This window comes from Limosilactobacillus oris (genome assembly GCF_025311495.1).
GTDB classification, from domain to species: Bacteria; Bacillota; Bacilli; order Lactobacillales; family Lactobacillaceae; genus Limosilactobacillus; species Limosilactobacillus oris_A.
In genome coordinates this window covers 798,796-815,053 of sequence record NZ_CP104398.1, presented here as the reverse complement: position 1 = coordinate 815,053, position 16,258 = coordinate 798,796, and the positions used below count along the sequence as shown (strand labels likewise).

The window sequence follows — 16,258 nt, the reverse complement described above, 5'->3', positions numbered from 1 at the left end:
AAATGCTGTTTAAACGTCAGTCCGACCGGGTTAAGCAGGCCCGGAACCAACACTTGCTGGACACGATTTATGATACTAAGGCGAGCTGGGATCACGCCCGCGAAACCCAGCGGGCCGTTTATGAGGCCAACGTCAGCAGTGAGCTGCGCGACCGGGCAAAGATCCAAGAGCAAAAATACCTTTACCTATACAACATTGCCCGGCGGTATAAGGTGCATGGCAAGTTGAATAAGGGGGTCATCAGTCAGTGAGTGCGCAAGTACAGGGAAAATTTATTTCGTTCGAGGGACCGGATGGAGCAGGGAAGACCAGTGTTCTCCGGGCGATCCAGCAGCAACTGGTTGACCAGCTGGGTGCCGACCGGGTAATGTATACGCGGGAACCGGGGGGCAACCACATCTCGGAGCAGATCCGCCAGGTATTATTTAGTCCCGAAAATACGGATATGGATGGGCGGACCGAGGCGTTGCTGTTTGCGGCCGCTCGGCGTCAACATATCGTTTCAGAAATCGTCCCTGGCTTACGGGCGGGCAAAGTCATCCTGTGTGACCGCTACGTTGATAGTTCGATTGCCTATCAGGGAGCGGGCCGCCACCTCGGCGAGCAAGCGATTTGGCAGATGAACCAGTTTGCAATCGATGGCCTGCTTCCTGACCTGACAATTTATTTAGACGTCGAATCGGAAGTTGGCTTGCGACGGATTGCCGAGCACCGGGCCGACCAGGTGAACCGGCTGGATGAAGAAAAGCTGGCCTTCCACCAGACGGTGCGGGCCGCCTACCTTCGCCTGCACCAGGCCCACTCGGATCGGATCAAGCTGATTGATGCCGGCCAGCCGTTGGACCAGGTGATTGCCGCTGTTGCTCAAACAATTCACCAGCGTTTTCCAGACCTATTTGAATAACAACCATTAGGGGTGAGTACGATGAAAATGATTATTGCAATTGTTCAATCTAAGGACAGTAACCGCCTGCGGAAGGCCTTCAACAAGGCGGAAATCCAGGTTACCCAACTATCTACGACCGGGGGCTTCCTTCGGGAGGGCAACGCAACCTTCTTAATTGGGGTCAAGGATGACCGGGTCCAGACGGTTCTCGACGTAATCAAGAAGAATGCAGAATCGCGGGAACAGTACGTGACCTCTCAAATGCATATCGACGCTGAGGGTGGGTCAGCCTTCCCGGTTAATGTGCGTATCGGCGGGGCGACCGTTTTCGTATTGCCGATTGAGCAGTTTCTTAAATTTTAAGCAGGTGATCTAGGTGGCAGGCAAACAAGCAACGACAGCCCATGAACTCCAGCCAGGCTTAGTCGACCGGCTGAAGAGGGTAATTGATAACCAGGAATTGGCACACGCTTACCTCCTCGTTGGCCCTGCTGGTTCAGGAAAAAGTGAAGTGGCGCGGTGGTTAGCATTGCGCCTCTTTTGCTTGCACCCGCAAAATAACGAGCCCGACTTGATCTGCCCGGAATGCCAACGCATTTTGAGCGGCAACCATCCTGACGTGGTGGTCGCTGCACTAGAGGGCCGGCAAATTAAGGTTGACCGGATTCGTTACCTTAAAAGCGAGTTTACGAAAAGCGCGATGGAGGGGAGTCAAAAACTCTTTATCATCCAAGATGCGGAGAAAATGACCACCAGTGCGGCTAACAGCTTGCTGAAGTTTATTGAAGAGCCGGGGCCGGGAACCTACATTTTGATGTTGACTAGCAATAAGAGTGCCGTCCTGCCGACGATTCAATCCCGGACCCAGGTATTAGAGATGGCCCCGCTAAAACGGGCGGACCTCCTTGGGGTGTTGGCTGACCGGGGGATTAGCCACCGCCTTTCACAAGTGGCAGTAGGGCTGACTGACTCGGTAGCAGCAGTCGAGGCGTGGTGTGCGGATGACTGGTTAGCTAATGCTATCCAGGGAGTGCTCCGGTGGTATCAGCATGCCAGTGCCGGGCAGATGATGGCCTTTGTTGACGTGGCGACGGACCTGGTCAAACTGGCCGGCCATGACCGGGAACACCAGCAGGTACTCTTGGACTTGATTACCCTCCTCTGGCGGGATACCCTATTGGTGGCGAGCGGGGTCACTGAAACGACCCGTTTACATTTTACGGATGAACTGGAGTTTCTTCGTCAGGTCAGCCAACAGTACTCACTCAAGCAGCTACTTGCGGTCAGCCAGTTAACGTTGGCCACCCGCCACCAGCTAGAACAAAACATTAGTTTTCAAAACGTCAGTGAGCAGTTGACGATTCAAATTGTCCAGACTTTGAACGGGAAAACGGGGGCGCGCGTATGAACGAAAATCAGCAGCAAAATAATATCTACGACAACCTCGCCAAGCTGGGGAGCCACTTGACGGAAATGGGGAACGAACTGGCGGCGTTAAAGTCGCAACTGAACGTGGCCCTGGCACAGAATGCTGAGCTGACGATTGAAAATCGCCACCTTCAAGAGGCCATCAAGAAGCTCCGGGACCAGCACGGGGAACAACAACTTTCCACGGGGCGCCGGACGTTAAATGAGCTTTATCACCAGGGCTTTCACGTTTGCCGAAAACACTTCGGCGAGCGCCTCGCCCCCCATGAAAGCTGTATTTTCTGTGATGAGGCCATTTTTAGTGGCATGGACGAACAGAGTGGAAGACAGGAGTAAGTGTGATGCAGCAGGTAAGCAGTTTTAATAATGAACAGACGGGCCGCCTTTATCTTGTGCCGACCCCGATTGGCAACTTGGACGATATGACCTTTCGGGCCATTAAGGCCTTACGGGCAGTTGACTTGATTGCTGCTGAAGATACGCGTCATACCCAGCAGCTGCTCAATCATTTTGAAATTACGACCCGCCAAATCAGTTTTCACGAGCATAATACTGAGCAGCGGATTCCAGAACTGCTGGCTAAGCTCAAGGCGGGGCAGCAGATCGCCCAGTGCAGTGACGCGGGGATGCCGTCGATCTCGGACCCGGGAAAGGAACTGGTCGCCGCGGCAGTGGCTGCTGGGATCCCAGTCGTGCCACTGCCCGGTGCCAATGCTGGCCTGACCGCCCTGATTGCTTCCGGCCTCGCACCCCAGCCATTTTACTTTTATGGCTTTTTGGAGCGAAAACACCAGCAGCAGGTCAGTAAGCTCCAGGCACTTGTCAACCGGCCGGAAACAATGATTTTCTATGAAGCTCCCCACCGGCTAAAAAAAACACTGGCAACGCTGGCCGAAGTGTTGGGCGATGATCGGCAGGCCGTCTTAGCACGGGAACTGACGAAGCGTTATGAGGAGTTCAGCCGGGGGACACTGGCTGAATTACGGGATTACTTCATTGACCACCAGCCCCGCGGCGAATTCGTCGTCCTGGTTGCCGGCAATGACCACCCGGCAGATGAGCAAGGTGCGGGCGAAGGGACCCCCGTGGAACAGGTGGACCAGGAAATTGAGCGCGGGTTATCAACGAACGCCGCAATCAAGCTGGTCGCTAAGCGGAACCGGCTCAACCGGCAGGACTTGTACCGGGAATATCACCACATAGGAGAATGATTGTGACAAAGTTGATTCAAAACGCTAATTGCTATGAAATGCAGCACCAGCTGACTTACTATGAGTGCACTGATTCCGGTCATCCCAGTATAAGCATGTTGCTGAGCATGATGACAATGGTATCAGATGCCCATTCGATTTTTGTGGGTTTGGATTGGACCGCGGTCGATAAGAGCGGGGGCGCCTGGGTGATTGTTGGCTATGAGGGACAGCTAGCTCCCCACCAGCCCCATTTTGGCGACCAGGTAATCATTGGCACCCGGGCGCTGGCCTACAACCAATTCTTTGCCCTGCGGGAGTTTTGGCTATCGGACCTTGACCACCAGCAGCAGTATGTCCATGTTAAGGCCCTCTTTGTGATGATGGACTTAAAGGCCCGGCGGCTGATGCGGATTCCCGCCGAACTGATCACCCCCTTTGCGTCACCCCTAAAGAAGCGGCTGCCGCGGTTAGCTAAGCCGGAGCAGCTGCCCACTGAGTACGCCGCGCGTGACTACCAAGTGCGGTACTTTGATATCGACATTAACCACCACGTCAATAATGCCCGCTACCTGGATTGGATGTTGGATCCGCTGGGGCCGGACTTCCTGCGGGGACACCGGCCGGTCGCCTTTAGGATTAACTACGAGGCCGAGGTTCAGGAAGGGGCAACGGTTGAAAGTCGTTACTACCTCAAACGGCAGGAAAAAGGGGTCACCACGGTTCATGAAATTTGGGCTGGCGGCCGGTGCTGTACTACGGCCGAACTAGAATGGCAACCAGTTTAGTGATGAATACACGTCTGAAAGTTGGCTTTAGGGTCGATTTTCAGGCGTGTATTCTTTTATCCTCCAGCTAATTCCTGACGAGCGGTAAATATTATTTCAGTAATGGATTCCATTTTGGCCCGGCGTAATCATAAGCTATAATGGATTCATAGAGAACTGCGAACCAGATTGAGGAGGGATAGAATGGCCAAATCACTAACAGCAGTAATTTACTTGGAACCGAACCAGGTAAGTTTACGCATTATTGAACTGCCAAGCCTGAAGGTGGTTAACAATGTTCAGTCTGGCGCCCTGATGGTTGGTACTGAGAAGATTGCCAACTATGCTCAGAATATGGAAGCAATTGTCAACAACCTAGACGGCTTTAAGCAACTGGTCAAGGATTATCAAGTCAAGGAAATATCGTTTTACGGGGCCTTGGAAGACCTGGATGAGGTCACAGCCCAGTACGTGGCCGACCAATTAGAAGTGCGGTCAGGGCTCAGAATTCACTGGCTAAATAATAACCAGCTGATGGCCCAATCAATGAGCTGTGTCGTTACCCACTTAGCAGAGTTTAATAAGCTAAGCAAGCACTGCCTTTACCTGGTGAGTCTGGGTCTGGATTCGATGACCCTGGCCTTTTTCCACCACGGTAACTTTGAAACCCTGTGGGAGCTTGACCTCGGAGGCGCGCAAATCAGCCGCCTGGTGGAGCGCCTGCGGCAAACCACCACTAATCCAGAGGAAATCATCCAGGATTACATCAACAGCAAGCTGGGCTATATCGCCCCAGAACTGATCCAAAAGAAAAAGACGACCCTGCTGATTCAAAATGCGCCGACCCTGGCTAAGCGCTACATTGAGCGCCGGCACCACTTAGGCGAAATCCCCGGGGAGATCCTTAGCAACCCCACCGACCGGATCGACCTGCTGGCACCAAGCCAGCGCCTCTGGGACGAAGAACTGGTCGAGGGGCGCCAACGGGAGCTGCTGGTGCCGAACTACCTGGTAATTGCCCGGGCGGCTGAGTTGATCCACCCGACGAATATTTACGTAACCGATATTTCGGTGATGGACGGGCTGACGAACGGGATTGCCGTTAATAACGACCAGTCACGTCAGCAGATTCACACCATGATTCGGACTTCGGCCCACGACCTGGCGGAACGGTACGGGGTCAATAATGGTCACCAGCGTTTTGTGACTAGGTTTGCCCTGCAATTCTTTGACCAGCTGCGGCCAATCCACCGGCTAGACAACCATGAGCGCTTGCTGTTGGAAATTGCCAGCATAGTTGATGATATTGGGAATTTTATTAACCAGAGCGGTCACTACCGCCACTCAGCCTATATCTTGCGGGCAAACCCGCTGATTGGCCTGTCGGACGAGGATAACCGAATTATTGCCGAGGTGGCCCGGTACCACAGTGCGGAGTCACCGACCGCGATGCAACCGCACTACCGGCACTTGGACGATGATATTCAGCTGACGATTGCCAAGTTAGCCGCGATTTTGCGGGTGGTGGATTCCCTTGATGATTCCCGCCAACAAAAGATTACGGCGGTCAGCCTCAAGCTGACGAGCGATAATCGCTTGAAAATCAAGGCGACTGCAAACGACGACCTTGTTCTGGAGAAGTGGTCGTTTAGTTCGAAGGCCAAGCTGTTTAACGATGTTTTTGGGATTCAACCGGTCTTAATTGAGAGGGGCAATTAGGAATGTATAAGGACTTTTATAAACCAGAAAACTACGTCAACCGGGAACTCAGCTGGATTGATTTTAATGGCCGGGTTCTCGGTGAGGCGACCGATGTCAGCAACCCGCTGTTGGAACGGGCGAACTTTCTTGGAATCACCCAGAGTAACGTTGATGAATTCTTTATGGTCCGGGTGGCGTCCCTGCATAAACTGGCTGCGGCCAACGTCACGACGACCGATGCCTCGGGCCTTACGCCGGAAGAGCAGCTCAACGCGGTTAACCGCAAGGAACACCGGATGGTCCAGGAGCGTTACGAGATTTATAACCAGCAGATTATTCCCCAGTTAGCCAAAGAGCAGATCGATATCCTCCATATCAAGGACCTGGATCAGAAGCAGTACGAGTTCATCCGGCGCTACTTCAATGATGAATTGATGCCGGTACTGACACCAATGGCGGACGACAGCTCCCGGCCGTTCCCGTTTATCTCCAATAGCTCCCTCAACATTGCCATCAGCTTGCGACGGGATCCGACCGCCCAACAGCCTGGCAAGCATGAAACATTGGAAGGGGACCAGGAGGTTAATAAAAAGCAAAACGAGCCCCACGATGACCGTCAGGAAGCAGAAATTAAATTTGCGACGGTCCGGGTGCCTGAGATTTACAAGCGCCTAGTCCGCCTGCCGGGTGAAAACAACTTTATTCTGATTGATGAGCTGGTAAAGGAATTCCTGTCCCTGCTCTTCCCGGGATACCAGATCTTGGCGACAGCAACTTACCGGGTCATGCGGGACATGGACTTGGACGTGGCGGAAGAAGATACTTCCGACTTGCTGCGGGCCGTCAAGCACCAGCTCCGGGAACGGGAACACGGTCAGGTAATGCGCCTGGAGGTTGAAGATACGATTGATGAGTGGCTGGAGGACCAGCTGATTGACAACCTCCACGTCTCAGAACGGTCAATTTACCGGGTGGACGGGCCAGTTGACCTGACCTTCCTGAAAAAACTATCAGGGATGGTTGATGGTCACGCAGATTTGCGCTTCAAACCGTTCAAACCCTACTTGAACCCCCAGCTGGACATGGAGCATAACATCTTCAAGGCCATCCGGCAAAAGGATTACCTGGTCCAGCACCCGTATGATAACTTCGACGCGGTGGTCAACTTTATCCACCAGGCGGCGACCGACCCCGCCGTGCTTGCGATTAAGATGACCCTCTACCGGGTTTCCGGCAATTCACCGATTATCAAGTACCTGGGGATGGCGGCCCAGCAGGGGAAGCAGGTCACCGTGCTGGTCGAGGTCAAGGCGCGGTTTGATGAACAGAATAACGTTCGCTGGGCCCAGCGGTTGGAACAAATGGGCTGCCACGTCATCTACGGCTTAGTTGGCTTAAAGACCCACTGTAAGGTCGCCCTGGTAATACGGCGGGACGAGGATGGCTTGCGCCGGTACATGCACCTGGGAACCGGAAACTATAACGATGTCACCGCGCACTTCTATACTGACATGGGGCTGTTCACCTGTGCCCATGAATTAGGGGTCGACATGACCAGCCTCTTTAACATGCTCTCCGGTTTTGCCCGCCCGCCGTACTTCTACCAGCTGCGGGTTTCGCCAGACGGGATTCGCAACTTCATTAACCAGAAGATTGACGACCAGATTGCAGTCGCCAAGTCCGGCAACCCGGCCCTGATTCGGATGAAGATGAACTCCCTGTCGGATAAGCAGATTATCGCCCACCTCTACGACGCGGCAGCTAACGGAGTTAAGGTTCAGTTGCTGGTGCGGGGGATTACCTGCCTGCGCAACGACCTGCCGGAACTCCACGGTAATATTGAAGTCCACTCGATCGTCGGCCGCTTCCTGGAACACTCCCGGATCTACTACTTTGAAAGCAATGGTCATGAAGAAATCTACCTTGCCAGTGCCGATATGATGACCCGAAACTTGAACCGGCGGGTAGAGGAACTGTACCCGGTTACCCAAGCCGATACCAAAGCCCGGGCTATCCAAATCTTTGATATTATGTGGCGAGATAATGTCAAAACACGGGTCCTGGAAGGGGATCACTATGAACGGCTGGACCGTGACGGTGCGGCACCGTTTAATTCGCAGGAATACTTTGTTCAAGAGGCGGTCCGCCTGAACAAACAGGATAATAAGCAGCAAAAGGCCCGCCGGCACTTCCCTAATGTTTTTGAGACCCTCTCGAAACACGTCCCGAGCCTGCACTTAAAAGAAAAGGATGATGCTAATGGCAAAGACGACTAGACTCGCGGTGATTGATCTCGGTTCCAACTCGGTCCGCCTGAAAATCAGTGAACTGCTCCCGGATAATGAGGCCGTGACCAAGCAATATGTTAAGCGCTATGTCCGCCTCTCTTCGCAAATGGGTCCGGAGAAGACACTGAAAAAGGAACCGGTAGAACGAACGCTGGATGCACTGCGGGAATTTCGTACCATCTGTGATCAGTATTCGCGCCTCAAGGTGATCGCGGTAGCGACGGCGGCAGTCCGACAGGCGCAGAACCAGGCGGAATTTCTGCAGCGGGCGAAAAAGGAGACTGGCTTTGACATTCAAGTGATTTCCGGAGCCCAGGAAGCCTACCTCGACTATGTGGGGGTAACCCATAGCTTAGAAATTGACCGGGGACTAATTATTGATACCGGGGGTGCCAGCATGGAGCTGGTCGGTGTGGAAAGCGGGGCGGCCGAAGAAACCATTAGTATCCCGCTGGGTTCGGTGATCTTGTCCCAACGTTACCACCTTGGTGATCAAATTCAGGCTGCCAACCTTTTTGACGCTATGGTTGAAGTTGATGAGGCCCTGTCACATCAGCGCTGGCTTAGTCGCTTCCGGGGCAGCCGAATTATTGCTCTGGGCGGTTGCAACCGGGCCCTGGCCAAGATTTACCGCTGGCGGAACGCGGTTGCTGGCAAGGCAGCCCCCATTCATGGCCTGACGATGACTTCGACAACGGCTTTTCAGATCATGCACGAACTGCTGGAAGGCGACCGAGCAAGCCGGGCAGCCATCCGGGGAGTTACCTGGGAACGGGCCGACGTGATTGTGGGCGGCCTCCTTCCACTGCTAGCCCTGATGCGTCAGCTAGCGATTGATGAGGTCGAGTTCAGCAACAGCGGTCTTCGGGAGGGGCTCCTGTTCAAGTACCAGGAGCACAAGCTGGACTTTGGTTAGTTTTACTTTCTTTTACTAAAATTTACTAATTATTTTAGGAGGTCTGTGCTACAATTTGGGTAAACAGAGTTCAGTCGTCAGTTACTGGCGGTAGTTGAAGCAAGGAGGAAATAAGATGGCAATTCTAGTTGCTGGTGGGGCCGGCTACATCGGCTCCCATATGGTAAAGAACTTGGTAGAACATGGTGAAGACGTGGTTGTCGCTGATAACCTGTCAACAGGTCACAGGGACGCAATTAACCCGCAGGCTAAGTTTTACGAAGGTGACATCCGGGACCGGAAGTTTTTGGACCAAATCTTTGAGAACGAAGACATTACCGCGGTAGTTCACTTTGCGGCCTTCTCAATTGTGCCAGAATCAATGAGCAAGCCATTGAAGTACTTTGATAACAATACGGGTGGAATGATCACCCTGTTAGAAGCAATGCATGATCATGGGATCAAATACATTGTCTTTAGTTCAACTGCTGCGACCTATGGGGTTCCTGAACACATGCCGATCAAGGAAACGGATCCGCAAAAACCAATTAATCCTTACGGCCTGAGCAAGCTGATGATGGAAGAAATGATGGCCTGGGCAGACAAGGCGTACGGGATTAAGTTTGTTGCCCTCCGGTACTTCAACGTTGCGGGGGCGGCCCCGGACGGCACGATTGGTGAAGACCACGGTCCAGAAACCCACCTGGTACCGATTATTCTTCAAGTGGCGCAAGGCAAGCGGGACGAACTAAGCATCTTTGGCGATGACTACAACACCCCGGACGGGACCAATGTGCGAGACTATGTTCACGTTATGGACCTGACCGATGCCCACATTCTGGCAATCAAGTACTTGGAGGCCGGAAACAAGAGCAATGCCTTTAACCTCGGCTCCTCAACGGGCTTCTCCAACAAGCAGATGCTAGAAGCAGCCCGGGAAGTTACTGGCAAGCCGATTCCTGCTAAGATGGCACCGCGGCGACCAGGGGATCCCGACTCGCTGGTAGCAGCCAGTGATAAGGCCCGGGAAGTGCTGGGCTGGAAGCCGAAGTACGATGATGTTCACGACATCATTGCCACGGCCTGGAAGTGGCACTCGACCCACCCTAAGGGTTACGATGACCGGGACTAATTTAAAAGAAAAGTTTTAAGTGCTACGGGCTGGCAAAGTCCGCTGTAAAATAGCCTTCAAAGCTCGGTAAAGCCGAACTCTGAAGGCTGTTTTTGCGTTCTCAAGGTCCTTGCAAGACGTTAATAGGGCTTGCGCTTGCTAGTCCTTAGCGGTGTTGTGGCCGGGTTTGCTGGCCAGTGGAAACCGCTGTCCGTCGCGTAATTTAAGAGTTTTCTTTTTGCGCCCGACTTTCAACCAGCAAAAGCGGGGTGGGTGTGATAAGATGGTCTATGATTGAAAGGATGATCGAAATGAAAGTACTTGCCATTGACACCTCAAATCACCCAATGAGTGTTGCCCTAGTTGAGGATGAGCAGCTGCTCGCCACTACGACTTTGAATATGGTTCGCAATCACAGCATCTACCTGATGCCGACAATTGATAACCTCTTTAAGCTGGTTCAGTGGCCCCCCGCGGACCTTGACCGGGTCGTTGTGGCCCAGGGACCTGGTTCGTATACGGGAATTCGGATTGCCGCGACGACTGCTAAGACACTGGCGGACACGCTGAAAGTTGCGCTGGTGGGTGTTTCCAGCTTAGAAGTAGTCGCACGCAATGTCCTCCCCAGCAGTGACCAGGTAATCGTGCCCTTTTTTGACGCCCGCCGGGGAAATGTCTTTGCCGGAGCCTACCAGTGGAAGGACGGCCGGCTTGTCAACCTGATTGAGGACCAGCACTTGGCAATGACGACCCTGCTGGACCAATTAGGCCAGGTGGACCGGCCGGTGATTTTACTGGGCCACTTAACCAAGCGAATCCAGGACCAGTTTGATGATCTGCCGGCAAACGTGAGCTTGGCACCACGGGCGTACGGGATTCCATCGACTTATCAGCTGGCACTGGCCGGGGAAGACCGACCAGCGGTCCAAGCAATTGATCCCTTTGTGCCGCACTACTTGCGTATTACTGAAGCGGAAGCCAACTGGCAGAAACTACACCCAGGAGAAAATAGACAAAATTATGTTCGAGAAGTTTAAGTCATGGTACCACTGCACCATTAATGCCCGTCGACAACCGCTCCTGGATTTTAGTCGGCGGCTAGTCATGATTCAGGGCCGCCACTTTACGGTCCGGCAGGCGACTGAACAAGATATTAACCGGATGGTGCAGATTGAAGAGCGGATTTACGGAACGGCACCGTGGAGTTACGCTGCTTTTCAGCTAGAATTACAGCGCCACCATGACCGTCTGTACCTTGTGATTACCAGCGATGAAGAGGTTATTGGTTTTATCGGGACGGCAGTGGATTGGTACCACTTGGACCTCCACATTACCAACCTCGGGGTGACGCCGGGATGGCAGAAAAAGGGCCTGGGAACGTACTTGATTAAAACCGCGGTAGCCTATGCCCGCCATTTGCAGCTCCGTTCCCTGAGTTTAGAAGTGCGGGTGCATAACTTGGCCGCCCGGCACTTGTACGAACAGTTTGGCTTTCGTGAACAGCAAATTAAGCACCGCTATTACCTAGATAACCACGAGGACGCAATTGATATGCAGGCAGACCTTTTGAGTAGAGGAGAATAAGAGCACATGGCAGAACGAAACTTAATTCTTGCCTTTGAGACAAGTTGTGATGAAACAAGCGTGGCGGTTATTGAGGACGGAACGAAGATTCTCTCCAACATCGTGGCCACCCAGATTGACAGCCACCAGCGCTTTGGCGGGGTGGTGCCGGAGGTTGCGAGTCGGCACCACATTGAGTGGATTACCCGCTGTATTGACCAGGCATTGGCTGAAGCGGGCGTTGACTACCCGGATCTAATGGCCGTGGCTGTTACCTACGGCCCGGGTTTGGTTGGTTCTTTGCTGGTCGGGGTTACTGCGGCGAAGGTGGTTTCTTGGGCGCACCACTTACCGTTAATTCCGGTGAACCACATGGCGGGGCACCTCTATGCTGCCCGGTTTGTGGGAGAATTTAAGTATCCCCAAATGGCCCTGCTGGTTTCCGGCGGCCATACGGAGCTAGTGTACATGCCCAAGGAACATGAATATGAAATCGTCGGTGAAACTCGTGACGACGCCGCTGGTGAGGCCTATGACAAGATTGGCCGGGTTCTGGGCGTGAACTACCCGGCGGGGAAAACGATTGACGAGTGGGCTGCCCAGGGGCAGGACACTTTCCACTTCCCCCGGGCAATGGAGAAGGAGGACAACCTGGACTTTTCCTTTAGCGGACTTAAGAGCTCCTTTATCAACACCGTCCATAACGCTGACCAGCGGGGGGAAGAACTCAACAAGTATGATTTGGCAGCCAGCTTCCAGCAAAGCGTAGTTGACGTGCTGGCAGAAAAGACGATGCGGGCGCTTGACCAGTACCCGGTTAAGCAACTGATTCTTGCCGGCGGGGTCGCGGCTAACCATGGCCTACGTGATCGGCTGGACCATGATATGGCTAAGTACCATCCCAACGTGACTATGCTGCAAGCACCGCTCAAACTCTGCGGAGATAATGCCGCAATGATTGGTGCGGCAGCAGCAGTTGACTACCGGCATGGCGACCGGGCCGCGTGGGATTTAAATGCGGTTCCGGGACTGATGTTTGACCGGGCAAAGGAATAGGTTGGTTTCCTGCACTATCTTTGTAATGGTAAATAAATAGTGAAGAGGCTGGGAGTTAGCGCCCAGTCTCTTCACTATTTTAAAGATAACAATGTAACGGCGCAGCATAGATGGCAGGTAGGTCAAATGGGTTAGCTGCGCGTCAACAGTGTCCGCCACCCTTGTTTAACCATTAGCTTTATTAACTGCGTCCATCACGGCATAGCGAAAGCCGTTTTTTTCCAAGGCTTCGACCCCGCGGATGGTGGTGCCACCGGGAGAGGTTACCTGGTCACGGAGCTGGGCAGGAGTCAGCCCCGTTTGGAGGGCGAGCTTGCCGCTGCCGTTGACCATGCTAGCGGCGAGCCGGTAAGCAGTCGACCGGTTCAGACCGTATTTAACGCCGGCATCTCCCAGGGCGTCCATCAAGACATCAACGAATGCCGGCCCGCAACCGCCAATGGTGCCAACAATGCTGAGCTGGCTTTCTGGAACCCTGATGACCTCCCCTAGTGGAGCCAGCACGTGGTTGATTTTATCAAAAGCAGGTGCCATAACGTGGTCTCCTAAGGCAAGGCCAATTGTTCCGGCATTAACTGCTACCGGAATGTTGGGGATGATGGCAGCGAGCGGGTTCGTGGGCAGGATTGCAGCAATGTCCGCCAAGCGAATCCCGGCGGCTGCGGAGATAATTACCGTGTGGGCGGGGAGGCCTGCTAGTTTCTCTAAGACCGCCAAGGTGACATTGGCCGGCGTGGTTATTATAACGACGGCTGGTTTTTTGCTGACTACTTCTTCGGAGCTGTTAACCAGGCGGAAGCCGGCCTCCTGAGCAAACTTGCTAACCCGTGGGTTGACTGGGTTCATGCCAATGATATCGTCCTCATGCTGGTTCAAGAGCCCCTTGATAATTGCTGAGCCCATCTGGCCCACGCCGATTACTGCGATTTTCATTTCATCGTCCTCCTCTGAGTTGTTGCCCTTATTTTACAATAGAAGCGGTGGTTAAAACTTAATTTGGGGAAACAATTGACATTACATTAAGGGAAGATTAAAATACGATTAATAAGAAATGCAAAACGACGGATGAGTACGTTCCCGTTAGACATACAGAGAGCCTTTGGAATGCTGGAAGAAGGTTGCTGACGGAACGAAAAATGGTCTGCCAATTGTTTGCGCTGACGAGCTATTTGAGTGAGTTGGCGCCGGGTGAGTTCCGCTAACAACTCCAAGTGTAGTAACTTAGCAAGGCTGTTGCTGTGAGGCAGCAGTAAATTAAGGTGGTAACGCGGGAGCCCTCGTCCTTTTTGGATGGGGGCTTTTTGAATTTAATGGGGTGGTAAAGGTGAAGATAAAAGTAGCACTGGGACAATTTAACATTCAGTTTGCGCAACCGGCAGCAAACCGTGCGCGGGTGCGGGAACTGGTCGCCGCGGCAGCGGATGGTGAGGCGGACGTGGTCGTATTACCAGAAATGTGGAATACCGGTTACGCCCTTGATAAGTTGCCGGAGCTGGCGGACGAAGGGGGCCAGGAAACGTTGGCGTTGCTTCAGGAGCTGGCTCGTCAGTACCAGGTGGGAATCGTTGGCGGCTCGGTAGCGGTCAAAATTGGCCCGCGCTTTGTTAACCGGACGCTTGTGGTTGATCCATTAGGAAACTTGCTGGGACAATACGATAAGGTCCACCTCTTTGGACTGATGGCGGAAGACCAGTACCTGCAAGCTGGCAATCAGGAAAACTACTTCCGGCTGGCCGGGGTCCCCAGCGCCAGCTTCATCTGTTATGACCTCCGCTTTCCGGAATGGATTCGGACTGTTGCCCGTCACGGGACTGACCTCTTGTACCTCCCGGCGGAATGGCCGGCGGTGCGGATTCCGCAATGGGAAATCCTGCTGCGGGCACGGGCAGTCGAAAACCAATGTTTCGTGGTGGCCGTAAACCGGGTTGGCGACGATCCGGATAACCACTTTAATGGTCACTCTCTGGTAATCGATCCCCTGGGCCGGGTAATTGTCGATGCAGGGGAGCGTGATGGAGTCACCTTTGCCGAGATTGACCTTGACCAATTGGCAACGGTAAGGGGGCCGATTCCGGTCTTTGCTGACCGGCGCCCAGAACTATATAAATAAGAGAAAAGGGGAATAAGCATGGAATTTCAACAATCACACTTACTTGATACACTGCCGAAGCAGTTCTTCGCTAACCTTGTGGCAAAAGTAGGCCAAAAGGTTGCCGCGGGGGTTGACGTTATCAACCTGGGGCAGGGGAACCCCGACAAGCCAACCCCTGACTATATTGTTCAAGCGACCCAGAAGTGGGTTGCTGATCCACGGACCCATAAGTATTCACCGTTTCAGGGACTGCCAGAATTTAAGCAGGCGGCTGCCGACTTTTACCAAGAAAAGTACGGGGCCCACTTTGACCCGGAACAGGAGGTCGCTATTCTTGGCGGTTCCAAGATTGGCCTGGTTGAACTGCCCTGGGCGTTGATGAATCCGGGCGATACTTACTTGCTGCCGGATCCGGGCTACCCGGATTACTTTTCCGGCGCGGCCCTGGGCGGCGTTAGGTTTGAGACGGTTCCCCTGCTAGCAGAAAATAACTTTCTACCGGACCTCCAGTCCATCCCGGAAGAAGTTGCCCGGCGTGCGAAGTTCTTTTACCTCAACTACCCGAATAACCCGACCGGCGCAGTGGCGACGAAAGAATTCTATCAAGAACTGGTGGCGTGGGCGCAAAAGTACCATGTGGGAATTATTAGCGACTTCGCCTATGGTGCCTTGGGCTTTGACGGGCAGGCACCGTTGAGCTTTATGCAGACTCCGGGGGCCAAGGAGGTCGGAATTGAATTTTATACCTACTCCAAGACCTTTAACATGGCCGGCTGGCGAATTGCCTTCGCGGTGGGGAATCGGGACATTATTAGCGCCCTGAACTTAATCCAGGACCACCTGTTTGTCAGTCTTTTCCCAGCACTGCAAAAGGCGGCAATTGATGCGCTGCGGGATCCCCAGCGGGACGCGGCTATTGCGGAAATCGTTCACCGCTATGAGGAGCGGCGCGACGCCTTCGTCAACGCCGCAGAAAAAATCGGCTGGCACGCCTTTGTTCCGGCTGGGACCTTTTACGCCTGGATGCCCGTGCCGGACGGTTACAGCAGTGAATCCTTTGCCGACCTGCTGTTGGATAAGGCTGGCGTGGCGGTCGCACCCGGAAATGGTTTTGGCGAACATGGCGAGGGTTATGTGCGGATTGGCCTTTTGATCTCGCCAGAACGGCTGGAAGAGGCAGTGGAACGAATTGGTAAGCTAAAACTATTTAAATAAAATGGGGCGGGCAGTGACATTAATCTGATTACTTTAATAAATGCAAGAACCAACTAAGCTCCAGTG

The 16,258-nt window shown here is 53.4% G+C and carries 17 protein-coding genes; 16 read left to right on the top strand and 1 reads right to left on the bottom strand.

Annotated features, from left to right (window positions below; all coding sequences use genetic code 11):
* Positions 1-2 precede the first annotated feature (2 nt).
* The 14 genes from N4599_RS04245 to tsaD all read left to right on the top strand — a co-directional run bounded on the left by N4599_RS04245 (position 3) and on the right by tsaD (position 12,885).
* The gene (locus N4599_RS04245) at positions 3-251 is read left to right on the top strand and encodes a YaaL family protein (RefSeq protein ID WP_003716042.1); all 249 of its coding nucleotides are present in this window, start codon (positions 3-5) and stop codon (positions 249-251) included.
* On the top strand, positions 248-904 hold the full coding sequence (gene tmk, locus N4599_RS04240) for a dTMP kinase (protein WP_062813096.1): 657 nt from the start codon (positions 248-250) through the stop codon (positions 902-904). Before N4599_RS04245 ends, tmk begins: the two co-directional genes overlap by 4 nt.
* Positions 905-925: 21 nt before the next feature.
* On the top strand, positions 926-1,249 hold the full coding sequence (locus N4599_RS04235; protein WP_003715934.1) for a cyclic-di-AMP receptor: 324 nt from the start codon (positions 926-928) through the stop codon (positions 1,247-1,249).
* A 13-nt stretch (positions 1,250-1,262) separates the two neighbouring features.
* A complete protein-coding gene (holB, locus tag N4599_RS04230) occupies positions 1,263-2,294 on the top strand; it encodes a DNA polymerase III subunit delta' (RefSeq protein ID WP_191363215.1) in 1,032 nt (343 codons plus the stop codon).
* Positions 2,291-2,650: an initiation control protein YabA gene (locus N4599_RS04225; protein ID WP_003715931.1), complete on the top strand. Its 360-nt coding sequence runs from the start codon at positions 2,291-2,293 to the stop codon at positions 2,648-2,650. Before holB ends, N4599_RS04225 begins: the two co-directional genes overlap by 4 nt.
* 5 nt (positions 2,651-2,655) lie before the next feature.
* Positions 2,656-3,525 carry a 16S rRNA (cytidine(1402)-2'-O)-methyltransferase gene (rsmI, locus tag N4599_RS04220; protein WP_260902187.1) on the top strand — a complete coding sequence of 290 codons (870 nt, stop codon included), beginning with the start codon at positions 2,656-2,658 and terminating at the stop codon, positions 3,523-3,525.
* A gap of 2 nt (positions 3,526-3,527) precedes the next feature.
* Positions 3,528-4,292, top strand: a complete 765-nt coding sequence (locus tag N4599_RS04215) for an acyl-[acyl-carrier-protein] thioesterase (RefSeq protein ID WP_062813093.1) — start codon at positions 3,528-3,530, stop codon at positions 4,290-4,292.
* A gap of 183 nt (positions 4,293-4,475) precedes the next feature.
* The gene (locus N4599_RS04210; protein ID WP_062813092.1) at positions 4,476-5,990 is read left to right on the top strand and encodes a hypothetical protein; all 1,515 of its coding nucleotides are present in this window, start codon (positions 4,476-4,478) and stop codon (positions 5,988-5,990) included.
* 2 nt (positions 5,991-5,992) lie between these two features.
* Positions 5,993-8,248: an RNA degradosome polyphosphate kinase gene (locus N4599_RS04205; RefSeq protein ID WP_062813091.1), complete on the top strand. Its 2,256-nt coding sequence runs from the start codon at positions 5,993-5,995 to the stop codon at positions 8,246-8,248.
* Entirely contained in the window at positions 8,232-9,176 is a 945-nt protein-coding gene (locus N4599_RS04200) for a Ppx/GppA family phosphatase (RefSeq protein WP_191363216.1), read from the top strand. The genes N4599_RS04205 and N4599_RS04200 overlap by 17 nt, the downstream gene beginning before the upstream one ends.
* Positions 9,177-9,291: 115 nt before the next feature.
* A complete protein-coding gene (gene galE / locus N4599_RS04195) occupies positions 9,292-10,287 on the top strand; it encodes a UDP-glucose 4-epimerase GalE (RefSeq protein ID WP_003716054.1) in 996 nt (331 codons plus the stop codon).
* Positions 10,288-10,577: 290 nt separating this feature from the next.
* Positions 10,578-11,303: a tRNA (adenosine(37)-N6)-threonylcarbamoyltransferase complex dimerization subunit type 1 TsaB gene (tsaB, locus tag N4599_RS04190; RefSeq protein WP_062813089.1), complete on the top strand. Its 726-nt coding sequence runs from the start codon at positions 10,578-10,580 to the stop codon at positions 11,301-11,303.
* Positions 11,287-11,850: a ribosomal protein S18-alanine N-acetyltransferase gene (gene rimI / locus N4599_RS04185; RefSeq protein WP_191363217.1), complete on the top strand. Its 564-nt coding sequence runs from the start codon at positions 11,287-11,289 to the stop codon at positions 11,848-11,850. The genes tsaB and rimI overlap by 17 nt, the downstream gene beginning before the upstream one ends.
* 6 nt (positions 11,851-11,856) lie before the next feature.
* Positions 11,857-12,885 carry a tRNA (adenosine(37)-N6)-threonylcarbamoyltransferase complex transferase subunit TsaD gene (tsaD, locus tag N4599_RS04180; protein ID WP_260902180.1) on the top strand — a complete coding sequence of 343 codons (1,029 nt, stop codon included), beginning with the start codon at positions 11,857-11,859 and terminating at the stop codon, positions 12,883-12,885.
* 165 nt (positions 12,886-13,050) lie between these two features.
* Here the strand turns inward: tsaD and proC are convergent, their stop codons facing one another.
* Positions 13,051-13,818, bottom strand: a complete 768-nt coding sequence (proC, locus tag N4599_RS04175) for a pyrroline-5-carboxylate reductase (RefSeq protein WP_062813087.1) — start codon at positions 13,816-13,818, stop codon at positions 13,051-13,053.
* A gap of 391 nt (positions 13,819-14,209) precedes the next feature.
* Between proC and N4599_RS04170 the strand changes: the two genes are divergently transcribed.
* Positions 14,210-14,995, top strand: a complete 786-nt coding sequence (locus N4599_RS04170; RefSeq protein ID WP_191363219.1) for a carbon-nitrogen family hydrolase — start codon at positions 14,210-14,212, stop codon at positions 14,993-14,995.
* A gap of 18 nt (positions 14,996-15,013) precedes the next feature.
* The gene (locus N4599_RS04165; protein ID WP_191363220.1) at positions 15,014-16,192 is read left to right on the top strand and encodes a pyridoxal phosphate-dependent aminotransferase; all 1,179 of its coding nucleotides are present in this window, start codon (positions 15,014-15,016) and stop codon (positions 16,190-16,192) included.
* The last annotated feature ends 66 nt before the right edge of the window (positions 16,193-16,258 follow it).